This window comes from Deltaproteobacteria bacterium, from assembly GCA_016874735.1.
Classification (GTDB): Bacteria; Bdellovibrionota_B; Oligoflexia; order Oligoflexales; family CAIYRB01; genus CAIYRB01.
Window position 1 is genome coordinate 55,493 of sequence record VGTI01000001.1, and the last position, 18,636, is coordinate 74,128.

The 18,636-nt window shown below is 52.0% G+C and carries 14 protein-coding genes; 8 read left to right on the plus strand and 6 right to left on the minus strand.

Translation table 11 applies throughout. The annotated features are described in order from the left end of the window. Positions 1-91: 91 nt before the first annotated feature. Both fliM and FJ146_00225 read right to left on the minus strand, forming a co-directional pair. Positions 92-1,069: a flagellar motor switch protein FliM gene (gene fliM, locus FJ146_00220; protein MBM4250378.1), complete on the minus strand. Its 978-nt coding sequence runs from the start codon at positions 1,067-1,069 to the stop codon at positions 92-94. Between the two features lie 23 nt (positions 1,070-1,092). Further along, the gene (locus FJ146_00225; protein MBM4250379.1) at positions 1,093-1,968 is read right to left on the minus strand and encodes a flagellar basal body-associated FliL family protein; all 876 of its coding nucleotides are present in this window, start codon (positions 1,966-1,968) and stop codon (positions 1,093-1,095) included. A gap of 288 nt (positions 1,969-2,256) precedes the next feature. Here FJ146_00225 and FJ146_00230 point away from each other — a divergent pair, with 288 nt between their 5' ends. The 4 genes from FJ146_00230 (at position 2,257) to FJ146_00245 (ending at position 6,093) form a co-directional block, all read left to right on the plus strand. Further along, positions 2,257-3,570 carry a hypothetical protein gene (locus tag FJ146_00230; protein MBM4250380.1) on the plus strand — a complete coding sequence of 438 codons (1,314 nt, stop codon included), beginning with the start codon at positions 2,257-2,259 and terminating at the stop codon, positions 3,568-3,570. Between the two features lie 105 nt (positions 3,571-3,675). Further along, a complete protein-coding gene (locus FJ146_00235) occupies positions 3,676-4,929 on the plus strand; it encodes a hypothetical protein (protein MBM4250381.1) in 1,254 nt (417 codons plus the stop codon). Between the two features lie 14 nt (positions 4,930-4,943). After that, positions 4,944-5,450: a cytochrome c gene (locus FJ146_00240; GenBank protein MBM4250382.1), complete on the plus strand. Its 507-nt coding sequence runs from the start codon at positions 4,944-4,946 to the stop codon at positions 5,448-5,450. A 55-nt stretch (positions 5,451-5,505) separates the two neighbouring features. Beyond that, the gene (locus FJ146_00245; GenBank protein MBM4250383.1) at positions 5,506-6,093 is read left to right on the plus strand and encodes a superoxide dismutase; all 588 of its coding nucleotides are present in this window, start codon (positions 5,506-5,508) and stop codon (positions 6,091-6,093) included. 80 nt (positions 6,094-6,173) lie between these two features. Here FJ146_00245 and lysA read toward each other — a convergent pair whose 3' ends face one another. Beyond that, a complete protein-coding gene (gene lysA, locus FJ146_00250; GenBank protein ID MBM4250384.1) occupies positions 6,174-7,433 on the minus strand; it encodes a diaminopimelate decarboxylase in 1,260 nt (419 codons plus the stop codon). Between the two features lie 5 nt (positions 7,434-7,438). Then, positions 7,439-7,909, minus strand: coding sequence for a twin-arginine translocase subunit TatB (gene tatB, locus FJ146_00255; GenBank protein ID MBM4250385.1), 471 nt, complete (start codon positions 7,907-7,909; stop codon positions 7,439-7,441). Between the two features lie 74 nt (positions 7,910-7,983). On the opposite strand from tatB, the gene xth reads away from it, so the two are divergent. Both xth and FJ146_00265 read left to right on the plus strand, forming a co-directional pair. Further along, entirely contained in the window at positions 7,984-8,754 is a 771-nt protein-coding gene (xth, locus tag FJ146_00260) for an exodeoxyribonuclease III (GenBank protein ID MBM4250386.1), read from the plus strand. 155 nt (positions 8,755-8,909) lie between these two features. Beyond that, positions 8,910-9,845, plus strand: coding sequence for a DNA/RNA non-specific endonuclease (locus FJ146_00265; protein ID MBM4250387.1), 936 nt, complete (start codon positions 8,910-8,912; stop codon positions 9,843-9,845). Between the two features lie 6 nt (positions 9,846-9,851). Here the strand turns inward: FJ146_00265 and polA are convergent, their stop codons facing one another. Next, the gene (polA, locus tag FJ146_00270) at positions 9,852-12,509 is read right to left on the minus strand and encodes a DNA polymerase I (protein MBM4250388.1); all 2,658 of its coding nucleotides are present in this window, start codon (positions 12,507-12,509) and stop codon (positions 9,852-9,854) included. Between the two features lie 103 nt (positions 12,510-12,612). Here polA and rfaD point away from each other — a divergent pair, with 103 nt between their 5' ends. Then, positions 12,613-13,599, plus strand: a complete 987-nt coding sequence (gene rfaD, locus FJ146_00275; GenBank protein ID MBM4250389.1) for an ADP-glyceromanno-heptose 6-epimerase — start codon at positions 12,613-12,615, stop codon at positions 13,597-13,599. Between the two features lie 16 nt (positions 13,600-13,615). Further along, on the plus strand, positions 13,616-14,935 hold the full coding sequence (locus FJ146_00280) for a hypothetical protein (protein ID MBM4250390.1): 1,320 nt from the start codon (positions 13,616-13,618) through the stop codon (positions 14,933-14,935). Between the two features lie 11 nt (positions 14,936-14,946). On the opposite strand, the gene smc is transcribed toward FJ146_00280, so the two are convergent. Further along, positions 14,947-18,633: a chromosome segregation protein SMC gene (gene smc, locus FJ146_00285; GenBank protein MBM4250391.1), complete on the minus strand. Its 3,687-nt coding sequence runs from the start codon at positions 18,631-18,633 to the stop codon at positions 14,947-14,949. Between the last annotated feature and the right edge of the window lie 3 nt (positions 18,634-18,636).

The window sequence follows — 18,636 nt, forward strand, 5'->3', positions numbered from 1 at the left end:
CCTAGCCCGAAATCCTCCGGATTAACGCTGCCCTCATTAGCCATGGGAGTCTCCTTCGACAGAAATTTCTCGGGTCAATTTTTTCGATGGATTATTCTGAAAGCGATTCAACAATACGTAGGGCTCGGTTGCCTCTAAGTAGGCCAGGGATGCCGCGGAATTTGGGAATGCCCTCGACAAGGATATCGAGGGGATTAGTGGCATCGGAATTTAGCTGGATGATATCTCCGGCCTGTAGTTCCATGAGGTCACGCATGGTGATGTCTGCTTCGCCAAGCTTGACGTTGATATTGGCAGCGGTTCCCATGATTTGTTCTTTAATGCGGTTGATCCAAATAAAGTCAACCTCAAGTTGCTCACTTTGGAAGCCGACCGATAATTTGGATTTTATCGGTTCGAGAGTCGCGTAGGGGATGACCACTTTGATGGTACCCGAGACCTTTTCCAGTTCGACGTCAAAGGTTGTGGCGATGACAACGTCGGAGGGCGGTACCACGGCGACAAATTGGGGATTTATTTCGGTACGGCTGTAGCCGACTTTAAGGGGGTAAACTGGCTCCCAGGCTTTCTCGTAATCATCGATAGCGGCCAAGACCACGCGGCGGGCAATTTTAATTTCAATTTGCGTAAAGTCTTTACCCTCGATTTTCGTGTACGGGACGTCATTGCCTCCGAAGAAGCTGTCGACGAGGGCATAGAGTAGTTTAGATTCAATGACTAGTACTGCGGCGCCACGAAGCGGATCTAGGCGTAGAATATTTAAGCACGAGGGCAAAGGGAGTGAGTTCATGAATTCACTGAATTTTAGAGGCCCCGTTGAATTGACGCTCAAATTCGCAATTTTGCGGAGGGCGTTCGACAGCGTGACGCGGAATAAGCGGACAAAACGGTCATGAATGATATCAAGTGTCGGCATCCGCCCACGAATGATCCGGTCTTGGTTTGCCAGATCGTACTGGACGATGCCTTGTTGGCCCTCCGGCGCTCCTGACTCTTCGGTGTCGACACGGTTGTCCGACACCGCAGACAGGAGGGCGTCGACCTCGTTCTGGGATAGAACCTGGTTCATTGGATACCTTTGTTAGTTGCGGGTCACTCGATGAGGATGTCAGTGATGTAAACGGCGTCGATCTTGTGGTTCATGTATTGATTGATGCGGTCGTAGAGTTCTTTACGAAGCTGATTCTTGCCGTCAGGGCCTAGTAGGAATTCACGTGTTTTGCGACTCACTACTGCAATAGCGACATCGCGGAGCTGAGGTAGTCTTTTATCAATTTCGGTGCGAGTGATTGGCTCGCAATCATATTCAACAGCAATCTCGAGTCGCATGTAGTGATTTTCAAGCGGATTGCCAAGATTTAGGTGGAATGGTGGAACGTTGGCAGTGCAGCCGAAATCTACACCTTCGACTTTGGTGGTTTTTGGATCTATTTTCTCTGCGGCCTTGGCGTCGCCGCCGCCACCATGACCGCCACCACCGCCGTGCTCGTCTTTTTTCTCACCATGGCCGCCGCCGTGCTCGTCTTTTTTCTCACCATGGCCGCCGCCGTGCTCGTCTTTTTTCTCACCATGGCCGCCGCCGTGCTCGTCTTTTTTCTCACCGTGGCCGCCGCCGTGCTCGTCTTTCTTCTCGCCGTGGCCGCCGCCGTGCTCGTCTTTCTTCTCGCCGTGGCCACCGCCGTGCTCGTCTTTTTTCTCACCGTGGCCACCGCCGTGCTCGTCTTTCTTCTCGCCGTGCTCGCCGCCTTCATCTCCCTCGGCGTGTTCGTCGGATTTTTCAGACTTGGCCTTGGCGGAACTACCACTCGCGAGGAAGAACCCCACGCCACCGCCGATGCCAAAGAGCGCCAGAACACCGCCGATAATCATGATCAACAGCTTCTTCTTCTTGCTCTTGGCGGCTTCTTCTTCGGGGGAAAGCTCCGCCTTGTCCGCCTTGGCTTCTTCTTTTTTTTCTGCTTTAGACATAAGACCTCTTGGGACCTTCAATACAAGAGCTGTGCCAATTTTTGCCGGCCACTAGGCGAAGGCTGCCTATTCTCTTCGGACGGTTGGGGCTCAAGGGTTAGGTGAGAGGGTATATGCAATATCAGTGTCAAAAGTTTAGCTTTTAGGCATTATTGAACATTGCAGGACTAACTCAAGGTTTTTGGTTTTTCGTCAAAATGTGCGTCACTATTTTGACGCAGAGTGGGCGTCAAATTTCTGGCGTTGTCGCCAAATTTCCGACGCTTTTTGTCCCAGTGAGGAGGAAGCATGCGGTCGCAAGTAGTAAGAGTGCTGCCAGTGGTTCTCATCAGGTTCGCGATCGTTGGACTGTCGCTTCAATCCTATCTTGGTTTGGCGGTCGAACAGTTAGCTGCCGAGCAACGACCAAGGACGACGACCCTCAGTTATGGTGTGGATGCGGATCTTACCTACGTGGATGTACTACAGGGACTCAAGTTAATTGGGGCAGTCGGTGACGCTGGTGGGCTGGACGCACAAGTTGGGGCTTATCCACGCACCCTCGGGCTAAGCCGTCTACGCGCCGTTTTCGATTGGCAAACTCCTCAAGGCATTAGCTTTCGCTTAACGCTGCGGCCAGATTCCCTATCACGACGCGATGAGTCCGGAGCTGATTTCGTGCCCCGGGAGTTTGATACCCGAAGCGGCGACAGCGGGATGAAACCCTTGCCGACAATCCGCGTCATTGATGCCTACCAAATAAATCTCCCAGTGGCAGATAACCTGACTACAGGGGTAGGTGTGTTTGAAGCATTTCGCCCCAACAAATCGGCCTATCGTCCGATCCTCGGCTTTGGACTAGATGTAATATTACCGGCCAAGTTTTCCGGATTGCTGCTTGATTGGCATTCCAGTTCCACTGTCATTGCCACGGCAGCCGTGCCTAATCCCAAGTTGCAAAAGCCAGCATTTAATGCGCAGTTTTATTACTTCTTGGGCGACCAGGATCGCGGAGAGCTAATCAGTGGTCACGGCGGGTCTTATGATGTGGGGCCAAGTGCTAAAGACCCCTATCAAGGCGGCGCAGTCTCATTGTCTTGGCGTCCGACTACTCAAGTGGAACTAAGTGGCACTGGTGGGTACCTTAGGTCGTCGGAGCTCGGTGGTGCATACGACAGTGTTTTCAGTCAACTCACCATCAATAGTGGGTTTGATACCTGGAACCAAAGGCACCGTCTCAGTTTCGATACTCGGTACGAGAAGGACCATGGTCGCAGTGGTGTATCACCACAAAATCTCCTTAGCGGGGCATTGAGCTTAGCTTTGGGGACAGGGCCTGACACCGCCGTGCTTCTCGGTGTGCGGGCCGGCCGCGGTTCCCGATGGACGGCATTCAGTAGCCAGCGCTCCAAAACGGTGAGTCTTAGCGGCTATCAAGGCGAGACTGGCTACCAAGCTATCGTCGATGGCGGTTTAAAACTTGCACTACTAGCCACAAGGGAATTCCGCACTATGAATACGGATGGCCAGGAACTAGGTGGATTCCAGGATGCCGATGGATCTAAAAACTTGATTCACCGGGTAGGCCTCGAGATTTCGTATCAATTGAACGCCAATGACTAAGGTAGTTTGACAATGTCGCCAAACAATTTTGTCAGTATGCCAAGATCTGCCTATGCGATCGTGATTACGTGCGGCCTAACGGGCTTTGGAGGCGGTAGACTGGCCATGGGTCAATCAGCAACTGTCTCTGCAGCTGCCGCAGCAACACCGGTGCTGGGGCTACGCGTCGATTGTATGCATGATTTCAACGCCACCAATGGCTCCGCGCAGCAATGCTTAAGTCTATCTGGGCTAAGTGTCGATTTGAATCAGGAGTCCAGTCCAACGTTGAGTGCCAAAATTAGACTGGACCCCTTTGCCACGCCCCGCCCTTCCCGAGCCACGTCGCCTCTGCGCGCCAACTTGCCCGCCGCCGGCGACTCAGCCATGGGCATCATCGATCAAGCTCGACTGACGTGGATTGCCCGTCCAAGCCTGGAGCTGTCACTGAGGAGCTACGAGGGGGCTACGTTACTGCCAGCAGTGAGTGGTCTGGCGATGGCGAATCAATTGATGGATGCCGGGTGGAAGCAACTCGCCCTGACCCTTGATTACAATCTGAACGCGTTGATTCCGACGCGCGTCGTACTGGCTGCTGGTAACGGGGAGGGGCAAACTGTGAGACCCGTCACACCCCAGCAATACTTTGGGGTGCGCGCGGAGGTCACCATCTTCGAACATTTGCAACTGAGTCTCGCTGGGGCAGCTAACGGCAACGACCTCGGCTCGGAGGAGCAAATTTACACCGGGCGGGTTCTGAAACAACGCTGTGGTATCAACGTGGACGAGGGGACCAAAGGCGGGGGTCATAGCACCAGACGGGCGGCCGTTGGGGTGACAGTCAGCGGTGCCCTTGTGGGCCTTGAAGGCCTGCGCCTCGGTGCTGGCTGGCAGTCGAACTTAACCAAGGATCTCGTTGCCGATAAAGGCGGATTCCCGTCCGTAGCTCAGATCGCTGAGGGCCGCTGTCAGCTTGACCCTGACTTGTATTTTGTCGAGGAGGAGGGGGTGCAAAGCAGCGTCCAGCGGACGACTCTCAATCTCAGTTTTCGGCATAATTTTTCTTCCGGTATGTATCTTGCCGGTGACTACTCGACCCGGCGTATCACCAGCCAGGGTGGTAGCCTCATTCGGTTGTGTGACTTTGGTGCCGATGGAGGCTGCGTCGCCGGGGCGCAAGGCAATACTTCTCTAGATCAAACGGCATGGACCATCGGGCTGGGTACGGCCTTGGCACCAAATCTTGATCTCTCCCTCGAATATTTCAGCGCCAGTTTTGACCGGCATTATGTAAACTTTTACTATCCGGGGGCAGATGGCCATGCTGATCGAGATTTCACCTTGTTCAATGCAAGGCTGGCTTATCGTTGGCAGTCATAATAGTCTCTGCTAACATGTCGGGGCGAGTAGTCGCTTTTTGGATTGGAGTTGCGATGCGTTTGAACCGCTCTATTGGATGGTTGGTGACAGCGAGCTTGGCAGTACTCTTGGCTTCCTGTTTGGAGCAGTACGATCCCAGCCGGTATACAGCAAAATCTGCTGCAGAGTGGAAGCAGTCGGTCAAGCCAGAGCAGAAGCTGACGGAAACGGGCGAGGTCCCGGCTACTGGTGGCGCCAAAGTTGTCAATCCCGAGGAACGCTATGCAACCATTTGCGCAAACTGCCATGGCGCCAAAGGTTACGGGGACGGTGCGGGTGGTTTGGCTCTAAATCCTAAGCCCCGGAATTTACATGACAAAGAGTGGCATGCAAAAGTGGACGACGCACACATTGTCAAAGTCATTACGTATGGCGGCCAGTCAGTTGGGCTTAGCGGCAGCATGGCTGCTTGGGGCTCAATCCTAAGCCAGGAAGAAGTCCTGGCATTAGTGCAGATGATACGTAAGTGGGGACAGGAATAACGACGTATAGTTGGCGTTACCAACCTGGTCACCCGAACCATTGTGAGGACTATTCATGACCTTCAAGCTACCTGAACTACCGTATGCTCTTGATGCCCTCGCTCCCGTGATGTCGCGCGAAACTCTCGAGTTCCACTACGGTAAGCACCATCAGCGTTACGTTGATAATCTCAACAAACTGGTTGCTGGATCCGACCTCGAGAAGAAATCTCTTGAGGAGATCGTAAAGACCAGTAAGCCAGGCGGCATATTCAACAATGCCGCTCAGATCTGGAACCATACGTTTTTCTTCCTTAGCCTTGCACCGCATGGCGTCAAGGTTAGCGGCAAGGTGAAAGACGCCATCGATAAGCAATGGGGCAGTTTTGACAAGTTCAAGGCTGAGTTTTCCGATGCTGCCGTTGGGTTATTTGGGTCCGGGTGGGTTTGGTTGACCCAGCTCCCTAACGGCACCTTGGCAATCGAAAAGACCAAGGATGCTGAAACCCCACTCACCAGTGGGCACAAGCCGCTCCTGACCCTGGATGTGTGGGAGCACGCGTACTACATCGACTACCGCAATGATCGTGCCCGCTTCATCAATGGCTGGTGGGATATCGTGAACTGGGACTTCGTCAACAAGCAGTTCCAGGCCTCTGTCTGAATCCTTACTGATATCTTGAGCCGCCGCGTGTGATCACGCGGTGGTGGATAACCTGTGGATAACTATTCTAGGCTGGGGAGTTATCCCAGGCCGTCATTTTCATCAGCCCATAGAGATGCAAGGGTTTCTCGTTTACGAGCGACTTTGTAGGCACCGCCGTCGACCAGAAGTTCAGGGGCTCTGGGCCTGCTGTTGTACTGAGAGGCCATCGACGCTGCATATGCTCCGCAGCCGCGGACCATTAAAAGGTCACCAGGGTTGGGTAGGGTCATCAGGCGATCCTTACCGAGATAGTCGCCGGATTCGCAAATGGGACCGACGATGTCACAGAGACTGCGCTCTGAGACGTGGGCAGGTGAGGTCACTACGCCCTCGATGGTGTGGTACGACTCATATAGTGTCGGGCGCACTAAGTCATTCATGGCGGCATCAACTACGACAAAATGACGGTCTGGCGTCTTTTTGACATTGATCACGCGCGTTAAGAGAATGCCGATATTTCCGACAAGTGATCGGCCTGGTTCGATAATCAAACTGAGACCCGTCGATTTTATCTCGTCAATCAGTGTCGCGGCGTAACTTTGTACACTTGGAGGATCCTCATGGCGATAGCGAATGCCGAGTCCCCCTCCCATATCGATGTGCTTGAGCTCGAATCCAAGCTGACGCACAGACTGGCAGAGTCCGGCCATTTGTCTTGCGGCATCGCGCAGAGGATTGAGATCTAGTATTTGGCTGCCAATGTGACATCCAAGTGCTACGAGTTTTAGGCCGGGCTGCCGCCGAATGGCATCGAGAAGCGCTGGTAGGTCGTGCTCGGCAATACCAAACTTAGTTGAGTACAGACCGGTAGTAATCTTGGCATTAGTTTGGGCGTCGATATTTGGATTAACGCGAATGCTAACTGCAGCGACTTTGCCCATGGTCTTAGCCAAGGTAGCTATCATCTCGACTTCAAACGGAGATTCGATATTGAACATCATGATGTTGGCGTTGAGGGCCCGTTCAATTTCATGAGCTTGCTTGCCTACGCCTGAGAATACAATTTTATCCGCAGGGGCCCCGGCTAGGAGGGCGCGTTCAAGTTCCCCGGCTGACACAAGATCAGCGCCGAAGCCGCAACCAAATATTTCCTTAAGTACAGACAAGTTACTGAGCGCTTTGACGGCAAAGCACGCTTGCGTAGGATACCCTTGGAAGGCGGCGCGCAAACTTTCACAATGGTGTCTGAGCATGGCTCGCGAGTAAACATAGGCTGGCGTCCCCTCAGTTTTTGCTAACTGAGTTAAATCCACCGCTTCACAGAAATAGCGTCCGGCTTTAACTTGAAACTGATCCACTGGGATTAACTCTTATGCAAGGGCCCAGGGCCGTTTGGGTTAAAGGTGTGTGAACCCTGCGGTTGATGATCTGGTGGTGTTGCAGCAACAAGCGGAGTCTGATCTACCAGGGTTTGCTCCGCCTGATTTTGGTCCACCTGAGGCTGGTCAGCCTTTGTGTGTTCCACCACATCGCCACTGTTTTGTAGCAGTCCTTGTAGCTCTTGACGCACATCTTGTACTGGTTGCAGAGATTTGCGGATGGACTCCGCCTCTTCGCGGCGGATTTCGTCCTCAGCCTCGCGAATCACCTGCTCAAAGCTAGATCTCACATCATTAGCGGTCCTTCGTAGATGCACGAACAGGCGCCCCGCTTGTTTCATGACTTCGGGTAGACGCTTCGGACCGACCACAACTAAAGCCACAACAGCAATAATGATTAGCTCAAAAAAACCAATCCCAAACATAGCCCACCTTTCCTTGTCGTCTGACGCCACACCTACTCTAGTGGAATCCTGCCGCAACTTAAACTATTACTGAGCGTGATCGTGTGTACTTGAGGATTGTCGCCATGCAAAAAATCATCACTTGGAATGTCAACTCGATCGGGCAGCGCCTGGCACGATTACTTGCATTGCTCGACCGATGGGCCCCTGATGTGGTGTGCCTGCAAGAGCTCAAGTGTATCGACGAAAACTTCCCCCTAGCGGCGATAGAAGCGGCTGGTTACCATGCGGTATTTCACGGTCAAAAGGCCTTTAACGGCGTAGCGCTCCTTAGTCGCGAGCTGCCGCTAGAAGCAATCAAGGGGCTTAACGACAACGTAGACGATCCCCAGGCACGGTTCATCAGCGCTAGATTTGGCGAGCTGACGGTAGCATCGGTTTATGTGCCAAACGGTCAGACCGTCGGATCTGAGAAATACTTCTACAAGCTCAACTGGTTAGAGCGCCTGCGCCAACATTTGGCGGCGCACTATAACCCTGAAGACTCAGTGATCGTCGCGGGTGACTTTAATATCGCCCCAGCCCCCATGGACACCCACGACCCAGCAGTTTGGGAGGGGCAAATCCTGTGCTCTGAGCGTGAGCGCGCTGCCCTGGCTGCCACCTTGGATCTTGGTTTTATCGATTCATTTCGTGATCTTAACCCTGGTGTGACCCAGTTCACCTGGTGGGACTACAGGATGCTCGGTTTCCAGAAAAATTTGGGCCTGCGCATCGATCTTTTGCTGGCAAGTGCCGGTATCAAGACGCGTTTGCGCCGCTGCTATGTAGATCGCGACGAGCGTAAAGGTGAGAAGCCGTCCGACCACGCTCCTGTGATCCTTGAGCTGGCATAGAGTCTCATTTGATGCAGCCAACTCATTGAAAAAACGCTCTTAACAGAAAATTATCACGATTTGACCATCGACAGTCTGGACGGTGTAACGGTGAAAATGTTAGAACTTGTTAAGGTCGTCGCACGACATCTTCACTACGACATTTCGGAGGTGATATGGATGCCCAGGTTTGGTGTTGCCTGAAGCGGGTGTGTTATAGCGTCATTTTGACGGTGACCATCTCCTGTGGACAGCATAATTCTGGCAGTTTGATCGCAAGCAAGACCTCATCCAAATCCTCGGTGCCTCCTATCTCAACCTCTGGTATCAGCAAACTCATCGGCGACACCCCTCTAGCTCACAACCCCAACGTGAGCGTCGGTGTCCCGTCAGCCGGCCTTAACCCAGAGGTTATGATTTCGCGAAAGCAGTACGTGATCTCTTGGAACCACCAATACCGCCAGGCAAATTTTGTTGCTTGGCGTTTAAGTATGGCTGACATGGGTAAAGTGCAGCGGCAAAATAACTTTGCTGTCGATCCTGAACTTCATCGCCACCTCAGTGAGCGTGGCGTCGGGCGCGCAGTTGAGCCGAATGAATACCAAGGTAGCTGCTTCGATCGCGGGCACCTGATCCCATCGGCTGATCGTACCGCCAACGTGGCCGACAACAGCCAGACCTTTTTGATGTCCAACATGATGCCACAGACAGCTCATCTCAATAGGGTAACCTGGCAGCATTTGGAGCATCATGCACGCGAGCTGGTGCGTGGTACCAATGACACGCTCTTTATCGTTGCTGGACCGGTCTTTGGTGAGAGTCCGGCCCACATCGGCCCGGATAACGATATTGGAGTTCCGTCACACAACTTCAAAATCATTGTCAAAATGGATAAGAGCGGCAGGCCCCAAGTTCTCACATCGGTGTTGATGCCAAACGTCACCTCTACCGGGACCGATCCAGTCGTCGATCACGATCAGGCCTGCGAGGATTCTCATAGCTTCCAAGATGCTGGCTTAGCGAACGATGACTACGCCGATTGGGAGCAATATAAGACTCCCATTACGACGATCGAGCAGACTGCAGGGTTGGAGCTTTCGTTCCTTCACTAAAGGGACCTAGTGGGCGTCAAGCCAGTTTGCGCCCCAACCAATGTCTACCTTGAGTGGGACTCGAGTCTCAATTGCGGATTCCATAGCGCTCCTTATGAGCGGGACGACGTCGTCGAGTTCCGTCTGTGGCGCAGAAAATACGAGCTCGTCATGCACCTGCAAAAGCATACGTGTCTTGAATCGTTGTTTTCTAAGTGTAGCGTGCACATTAATCATAGCGAGCTTAATGAGGTCAGCGGCACTACCTTGGATTGGGGCGTTTACGGCAATATTTTCGCCGCGCGATTGTAGGGCTTGGTTTGCGTCACGCAGTTCAGGAATTGGTCGTCTGCGTCCCATCATCGTTAAACAATAGCCGTGCCTTTTGGCAAAGTCGATCAGCTCAAGTGTGTAGCTTCTGATCCCCGGATAAACTTCAAAATATCTGTGAATGAATTCGCGAGCTGCCGTCAGAGAGACCCCCGTTTGAGCCGCAAGCCGCTGTGGTCCCATGCCGTAAATAATGCCAAAATTGACGGCTTTGGCTTGGGATCTTAGTTGATCACTCACCTCCGATTCTGGGATCGAGAATATTTTTGCGGCGGTGACTTTATGAACATCAAGTCCGAGCTTAAAGGCATTAATTAAATCGGTAGCGTTGGCGAGGTGCGCCAGCAAGCGGATTTCCACCTGTGAGTAATCTGCGGAGATCAGGAGATGGTCAGCTTCTGCTGGCCTAAAGGCCTCGCGGATGCGGCGACCCAGTGGCGATTGGATTGGAATATTTTGTAGATTTGGACGGTCCGAGCTTAGCCTTCCTGTGGCTGCAACGGTCTGATTAAAGCGAGTGTGAATCCGGTGTGATTTAGGATTGAGGCACTGCGGTAATGCATCGACATAGGTGCTCTTTAGCTTATTCACGGTACGGTATTGCAAGATCAGATCTGGCACTGGGTGCACGGATGCTAATTGCGAGAGCACTGATTCATCAGTGGAATAACCAGTTTTAGTCTTCTTCAGACGCTTCATGCCCGCGGCATCTTGCAGTTTTAATTTATTAAATAAAAGTTCTTGAAGCTGCTTTGACGAATTGACGTTGATGGGTGCACCAGCGGCATCGTGGATCTTCTGCTCAAGGTTGGCGCTGAGTTTGGCGAGTTCATCGGAATAGTTAGCAAGTAATTCAGCGTCTATAAATACGCCTTGGCGTTCCATATCACAGAGCACTGGAACTAGAGGTAGCTCGATCTCATGTAGGACATGCTCAAGCTCCAGATCGCGTATCATTTTGGTCACAGGAGCCAACAAAGACCACGTCACTAAGGCTCTTTGCCCAGGACTAGTATCGAGCGGGGTCACTATGGCGTAGCGTTCATGCATGGATTCCAGAGAGTGATCATAGTGGTTTGGATCAATAAGGTAGTCGCAGATCTCCAGGTCGATGATTGTCTTTCCTGGGATAATCCCGCAATTGGCTAAGGCCTCCAGTGCCACCTTTAGACCGTGGATACAAATATTAATAGGTAGGTCTAGGATATGCCGTGTGAAGTAGATCCCTGCCTCAGTGAGTGGAATTTGAAAGATCGACTGCGTAGAAGTTGCCAGAACCACTTCTGTCGCACGGTCAGCGATGATATCGCTACCAGAGCTAACAACCGCGATTGAGACGTAGTCACAACGCCTCAGCTCTTGAAGGCACCTCTCAAAGGTGGCGTCGTCGGCGACAGGATGAAGGATCGTGAGCGGGGCATCTGGTGTCTGAGAGGGTGCGCTCGCTGCGTCTGATAGGCTTTCTTTAGACAGTGAATCTTTTAACCGCTGACTAAGGGTCTTGAACCCAAGTTTTTGATACAGACCAAGTAGGTTTTGATTGGCTGTCGCAACCCGCCAATCGCACCGGAGCTGATCGATAGCGACGGGCAAATCGATGTCAGTCTTTAAAGTGACGAGCTCACGCGATAAAAAGGCATCATCCCGGTGCTGGACTAGGGCCTCTTTTTGTTTCTTGCCAGTTATCTCGTCTAAGTGCTCGTAGACCTTTGCAAGGGTGCCGTAAGTTTCAATGAGTTTAGCGGCTCCTTTTTCACCAATGCCGTGAACTCCGGGTACGTTATCCACCGTGTCACCTATGATGGCCAGTACGTCTATCATCTGGTCAGGTGTGCAGTGGAAGCGCTCCCGCACTTCGTGTGGTCCGACGATGACAGCGTCTTCGTTCTTTTTCGGAACATACATGAAGATTTGGTCACTGACGATTTGCATAAAGTCTTTGTCACCGGAGACGATATAGGTGTGTAGGGCAGGAGAGGAAAATCGCTTGGCAGCAGCAGCGATGACATCGTCCGCTTCGAGACCTGATATTTTGAGTAGCGGACAGCCAAAAGATTCCAATAACGTGAATATGTAGGGGATCTGCTGCTCAAGATCGGAGGGCATCTCACCGCGGTTGGCTTTATAGGCCGGATAGCGTACATGTCTGAATGTCGGTTCTGGAGTATCTGATACGGCCAGGAGGTAGTCAGGTTTCTCCTCGGCCACCAACTTGTGCATAAACATGGCTGAACCATAAATGGCACCCGTGGGAAGACCGCTGCTTGATGATAGTGAGCTTTTACCGAGTGCATAAAAGCTGCGAAAAGCAAGGGCCATGGCATCAACGATAAAAAGTCGTTTGGTGTCGGACATCGCCTACCTCGCTAAGAATGGTTGATGGCCCCGTTTGGAGGGGTGCCTGCCTTTGACAATATAGCGCAAATAAACTTATAATTCTGTGACTTTAGGAGAACTTATGATCATAGTGACCGGTGGCGCGGGCTTTATCGGCAGCGCCCTTCTTTGGCAGTTAAACAATCTTGGTATCGACAATATCTTAGTTGTCGATCGACTAGGCAGCGCGAATAAGTGGCAAAATCTGAACAAAAGAGCATTCCGTACTGCCCTACATAAAGACGAGTTTTTACCATGGCTCGAGCGTGGCGCTGACGGCGTCGCCGTCGAGGCTATATTTCACCTTGGAGCGAGCTCATCTACTACCGAAACTAATTGCGATTATCTGATGAGTAACAACGTCAATTACTCAATCCAATTATGGAGGCACTGCACACGCCATAAGATTCCCTTTATTTATGCCTCGTCGGCTGCAACTTACGGTGATGGTAGTGAGGGTTTTAGTGACGACATGAAGAAAGTGCCAAGCCTACGGCCGCTAAATCCATATGGGTTTAGTAAGCAAAAGTTTGATCATTGGGTGAGTTTTCAAACTAAGACCCCACCATTTTGGGCTGGACTCAAGTTTTTCAACGTATATGGTCCACAGGAATACCACAAAGGTGGCCAGGCAAGCGTGATTCCTCAATTTGTGCCACAAGTGCAAAACAGTAGGACCATCAAGCTCTTCAAATCCTATCGTAGCGACTATGCTCATGGAGCTCAGCGACGTGATTTCGTTTACGTCAAAGACTGTGTGAAGATTATGGCTCACCTCTATCGTCATGCGTCGCGGGCAAAGTCTGGTCTCTATAATATCGGATCGGGAGAGGCCCGTAGTTTTGCCGAGCTAGCTCAGGCCGTCTTCAAAGCGATGGACGTGGCGGATCCTCGGCTTGACTTCATTGAGATGCCTGAGCCTCTGCGGGCGCAGTATCAGTATCATACGATGGCTGAGCTGACGCGCCTTCGTGAGTTTGCAGGGTATACGGATCCCATGACCAGAATTGAGGATGGTGTGGCGGATTATGTTCGCAACTACCTTCTGAACAATGACCGCTACTTGTAAGCGTTGGTGGTGTAGGTTGGCACTATGCTTGTTGGCACTCTGGTGTCCTCAAGCTGGTGCTGCAGATGAAGCCCAGGAACCTCGCTATCACGTGGTTGATGTCGTCTTTAGTGGTTTAGCTAAAACTAGTCCTGAATGGCTGAGCTCATACCTAGACCTCAGATTTCCTGTCGATTTGACTGCTGCGGATCTACACGATCTGGAGCGCAAGCTCATGACTACCGCTGTCTTTACCTGGGTGGCAGTATCGGCAGTGCCGCTGCAGGATAGAGATCATGAATTTGCACTTAAAGTCGCCGTCGAGGAGAGATGGACGCTGATCCCCGTTGTCAGGGGAGCCTATGGCGGTGGTATACCGTTGCGGGTACTCGGCTTCTACGATGTGCATCTACTCGGGCGCTTGCTGACAGGAGGAGCGGAGACCAGACAGTATGGCAGTGCACCGCCAGGTTTTCTGATCTATGGGCGTAATCCTCGTGCATCTGCCGATCGTAACTATTTCGGCGCGGAGTTTTGGCGCGAGTTTCGGCGGCGCCAGGTGTTTGGTCGCAATGGTACGCAGGTTGGCGAGCTGAGCACGGACACGGGGATGGCAAGGATCCGTGCGTTACTAGCATTAGACGATGATCATGGTGCTAGCCTTCATAAGTGGCGTCTGGGTGGTGATCTTGAGACTGTGCAGGAAAATCCGAGTAGGTTTGAGCAATTGCCGACCGAGCCACGACTGAGCCAGCCGCAGGATCTATTTGTCAGAAGCTCCAAGCGACACGTAATTAAACTACTTCCGACCCTACTATTTAACGATATCTTAGTGGATCAGTTGCATTACGAAGGACTGCGTTTGCGCCTGCGTTTTGGTCCAGTATTCACTGCCGACACGATAGCAAGTGCTGGCGAGTTCGAGGGTTTTTACTATGCTATGCTGGGGTCGCATTGGAATTTTGCCAGTCGTGCTGTTATTGGTGCGACGACGATCAACTCACTGCAGAGTCAATATTTCCTAGGGGGTCTGGACACGGTGCGTGGCATCCCCGATGGCGCTCTTTATGGCAGTCATGCCGCATTCGCAAACCTGGAACTCAGGCACCTGGAATTTAAAACCAAATATCTTTGGCTGCAGACGGCAACTTTTCTTGATGTCGGCGAGGCAGGTGCAAGCTGGGACGATGCGGGTACAACGATGCGGGTCGCCGCTGGGGTGGGCTTTAGAGCCGCTGTGCCCCAAGTTTACAGGCTGATGTTCAGGTTAGACTACGCCTGGAGTTTAGTAGGGACTCAGACGCGCGGCGTGACCATTGGTCTTAATCAGTTCTTTGATTCGGTCACGCCACTTTAATTGCTCCGGATCTAAAGTGAGGTTGCACCCATAATTTGGCGATCTGGCGGCGCCTTCGTAGCGACTGGTTGTCCCGCGGTTGCACCAGCTTTTTCATCTTTGAAAGCTTTGCGCAGATGAGCTGGCAGATCTTTTTGCATATCTACACCGACAACTTTCGAAACCCCAGGTTCCTGCATCGTGATACCGTATAAGACGTCGAGTACTTCCATGGTCCGTCTGTTGTGAGTAATCACTATAAACTGGAACTGATCGGACAGGGCCTCTAGCACGCGGTTATAACGGCCAACGTTGGCCTCATCGAGTGGTGCATCGACCTCATCGAGGAAACAATAAGGCGTAGGTTTAGTCCGGAGTAATGCAAAGATCAGCGCCATAGCAGTTAGTGCTTTTTCTCCCCCTGAGAAGAGATTCATCGACTTTTGGCTTTTACCTGGTAGGCGGCACATGATCTCAACACCGCCAATCATCGGATTCTCGGGGTTGGTGAGCTCAAGCTTGCCTTCACCGGTCGGGAAGAGAATCGGGAACAGCTGACCAAACTCAGTATTAATGCGAGCAAATACTTCGAGGAACTTCCTCAGCGAGGTCTCTTCGATCTCGGTAATGGCCTCTTTAAGTAGGTCGATACTCGAGAGTACCTCATCCTTCTGTTTGGTGATGAAGTCACGGCGCTCGCTCTTCTCCTCAAACTCTTTGAGAGCCATCATGTTGACAGCTCCCATGCTCTCAATCTTGTTCCGCAACCTAGAGACCGAGCGACTACGGCTTTCGTGGTTGAATTCACTGTCAATTTCAAACTGGAAGTTAGTCAGATCCAGGTGGTATTTCTCCTGAGCCTGCTCCATCACGCCAGTAAGAGCCATTCTTAGACGCTCAAGGTGGACATTGCGTTCTGCGAGGCCCTTCTGCAAAGATGCATGTTGCTCCCGCAGTGACCTTAAGCGGTTGTCAATAACCCGTGTTTCCTCTATCAGTCCAGCGTTGGCCTCACGACGGACCGCAAACTCTTCCTGCAGTAGATCACGCTCACGGATATACTGCTCGATCGCAGATTTGGCCTGCACTTCCTCATCGCGAGCTGTTTCAATATCCTGCTCTAAACGGTGGCGCTCGTCATAACGCCGCGACAATTTATTCTGCAGAAGCTCTAGCTGCGCTTTGGAATTGAGGTAACCATCGCGCAAGGCCTGTGCCCTAGCTCCCGATCTAGCCATCTCCAACTTCTTGGATTCGTGCTGACGACGAACCTCCTCTTTACGGTCCAGCAGGGCCTCGGCATCTTGTTCTACAGATGCGAGCTCTGTTTTGGCGTTGGACAATTCTCGGTTGAGTGAGAAACGGCTGACAGCTAGAGCCTCTTTTTCTTGATTTAGCTTTTCAATGTGTGCTGTGTGACGTTCCAAAGCCTGCGAGGCAGCCTGTATAAGCTCCTGCTTGCGGTCGTGGAGCTGCTGCACAGCCTGAAGTGCCGACATGACTTCAAGCACGCCACGGTTCTGTTGCTGCAGTTTGTTGTCAATCTCGGCAACGATTTGACGATCTTGGTTTATCTGATATTCGAGGTCATCAATGGTCGCCTGAGCGCGGGATAGCTCGCCCTCGTATTCCTTTAGGCTTGCGGCCAATGCTTCCAATTCGGTCTTACGGCTGAGGAGTCCAGCAGCACTCTTGCCACCGATGATAAATTCATCAGCATCTGAGAACGAAACACCCTGCGCCGTGAATACAATCACTCCGTGCGGAAGCTTATCAAGTTCTTCATCGCCGATGGCTAGAGCTGGGAGCAGGTATAGCCTATCGAGCACGCGATCGAGGCCATTCAGGGCGTCCGCTTTGCCTTCAAGACTAAGGTAGCGACGTAGAGGCTCGGCACCTGATACTTCAGCCCAAGATGCGGTCGCCGCCGGATCAACAACTTCCGCGTGCGACAACACGCAAACAGGAAGTGTACTGACGTTATGCTTATTGGCGATTCTTACTAGTTCATTGAAATTGCTTAAGTCGGAAACGAGCAGTCTCTCGGTCCAACGCTCGAGTGCGGCGATGGCTTTTGGTGGAAGCTCTTTGGCGTTGGCTTCAAAACGGATGAAGTCGGTTAAGAGTCCTGGAGTTAAACGATTTAGAGACGACTCATTCTCGCGTAGTGTAGCGAGAGTACCGCTGACGTCTGTGGCTCCGGCCTCAATTTCAGCAAGTGAATTATAACGCGCTCGAGCAGTGTGATATTTTTCCTTGAGCTGATCACGCTGAACATTGGCTTCTTTGATTTGCTGGTAGCGCAGCGCAACCTGACCTTCGCGATCATGTTTTTCGCGAATCTCAAGGTCAAGGCCGGCCTGCGTAGCGCCAGCGCGCTCCTCCGCGGTTCTAAGATCGACGGCAACTGTTTTGATTTCATCGGACAAGAGATTTAGACGTTCGTCTTCGTGACGTCGCTCGTCTTCCGCCTTAGTGAGATCCTTATCGACTTGCTCGGTGCGAAACTTATTGCTCTCGATTAAGCGCTCTACGTTGCGAATTTCATCCGCGAATTCATCCATGCGGCTTTGGTACACCTGGGCCGCTTCGTTAGCACTCTCGACCTCGTATTCAAAGCTAGCAATCGCCTCATTTAGCTCATGAGCGCCTTGCTCGGCAGCACTCACCTCGCGTCGCGCATTTTCAACCTGCGACTCAAGCACCTTAAGGTTGGCGTCATCTTCGGCCAACTCCTCTGCTATGGCGCCTAAACGACGTGTACCGTACTCCATACGTTCGCCGGCACTCTTCAGCGTTGATTCACCACCGGCGATACGCTCACGGGCGATAGTGATCTTTTCCTGAAGTGCCTGCACCTCAGGATCAGCCTCGTCAAGGAGCCCTTGGAGCTCGGTGTGACGTGACTCAAGATTCGCGACCTGAGCCAACACTTCGGCCTCTTTAGCAACTTCGCCTTCGTGCTGCTCTTTAATACCTCGTTGCTGCTCACTAAAGTGATGGTAATTATGAGCGAGGAGGCTGGTTTCCTCGTCTTTCAGTTTGGTGCTGAGTTCGCTGAATTCTTTGGCCTTATCAACCTGCCCACTAAGCGTCTCGAGATGCTTCTCAACCTCGACCAAGATGTCGTCTATACGACTTAGATTAAGCTGCGTCTGCGTTAATTTCCGCTCGGCTTCCTCTTTACGTTTTTTGTATACGGTAGTGCCCGCCGCCTCTTCGAGAATCTCTCGCACGTCCTCAGGTTTGGCGTTGAGAATCCGGTCAACCTGACCTTGTTGGATCATGGAGTAGCTGCGGCCACCAAGTCCAGTGGTTGCAAAGAACCCAACGATATCCTTCAGGCGGCAGGGTTTGCGGTTGATCATGTATTCGCGCTGACCGTCTGCGTATAGACGTCGTGTCAGAACGATTTCATGCTCATGACGGTACTCGGGAGGGCAGATTGCATCCTCGTCGGTGTTGTCAAAGACTAGAGAAACCTCTGCCATGCCGAGAGCCTTGCGACGCTCAGAGCCGGCAAATATGATGTCGGTGGCTTTTTCTCCCCGCAAATTTTTTGCATTTTGCTCACCCATGACCCAGCGCACCGCGTCAATGACGTTGCTCTTACCGGAGCCGTTGGGCCCAACGATACCTGTGATACCGCGATCGAAATTGACAACGATTTTATCGGCAAAAGATTTGAAACCAGAAATGACGATCTTTTTTAAATGCATCGC

Coding starts and splice junctions, on each gene's coding strand:
- fliM (MBM4250378.1), bottom strand. CDS start 1,069: ATGAACCAGGTTCTATCCCAGAACGAGGTCGACGCCCTCCTGTCTGCG.
- FJ146_00225 (MBM4250379.1), bottom strand. CDS start 1,968: ATGTCTAAAGCAGAAAAAAAAGAAGAAGCCAAGGCGGACAAGGCGGAG.
- FJ146_00230 (MBM4250380.1), top strand. CDS start 2,257: ATGCGGTCGCAAGTAGTAAGAGTGCTGCCAGTGGTTCTCATCAGGTTC.
- FJ146_00235 (MBM4250381.1), top strand. CDS start 3,676: ATGGGTCAATCAGCAACTGTCTCTGCAGCTGCCGCAGCAACACCGGTG.
- FJ146_00240 (MBM4250382.1), top strand. CDS start 4,944: ATGTCGGGGCGAGTAGTCGCTTTTTGGATTGGAGTTGCGATGCGTTTG.
- FJ146_00245 (MBM4250383.1), top strand. CDS start 5,506: ATGACCTTCAAGCTACCTGAACTACCGTATGCTCTTGATGCCCTCGCT.
- xth (MBM4250386.1), top strand. CDS start 7,984: ATGCAAAAAATCATCACTTGGAATGTCAACTCGATCGGGCAGCGCCTG.
- FJ146_00265 (MBM4250387.1), top strand. CDS start 8,910: ATGGATGCCCAGGTTTGGTGTTGCCTGAAGCGGGTGTGTTATAGCGTC.
- polA (MBM4250388.1), bottom strand. CDS start 12,509: ATGTCCGACACCAAACGACTTTTTATCGTTGATGCCATGGCCCTTGCT.
- rfaD (MBM4250389.1), top strand. CDS start 12,613: ATGATCATAGTGACCGGTGGCGCGGGCTTTATCGGCAGCGCCCTTCTT.
- smc (MBM4250391.1), bottom strand. CDS start 18,633: ATGCATTTAAAAAAGATCGTCATTTCTGGTTTCAAATCTTTTGCCGAT.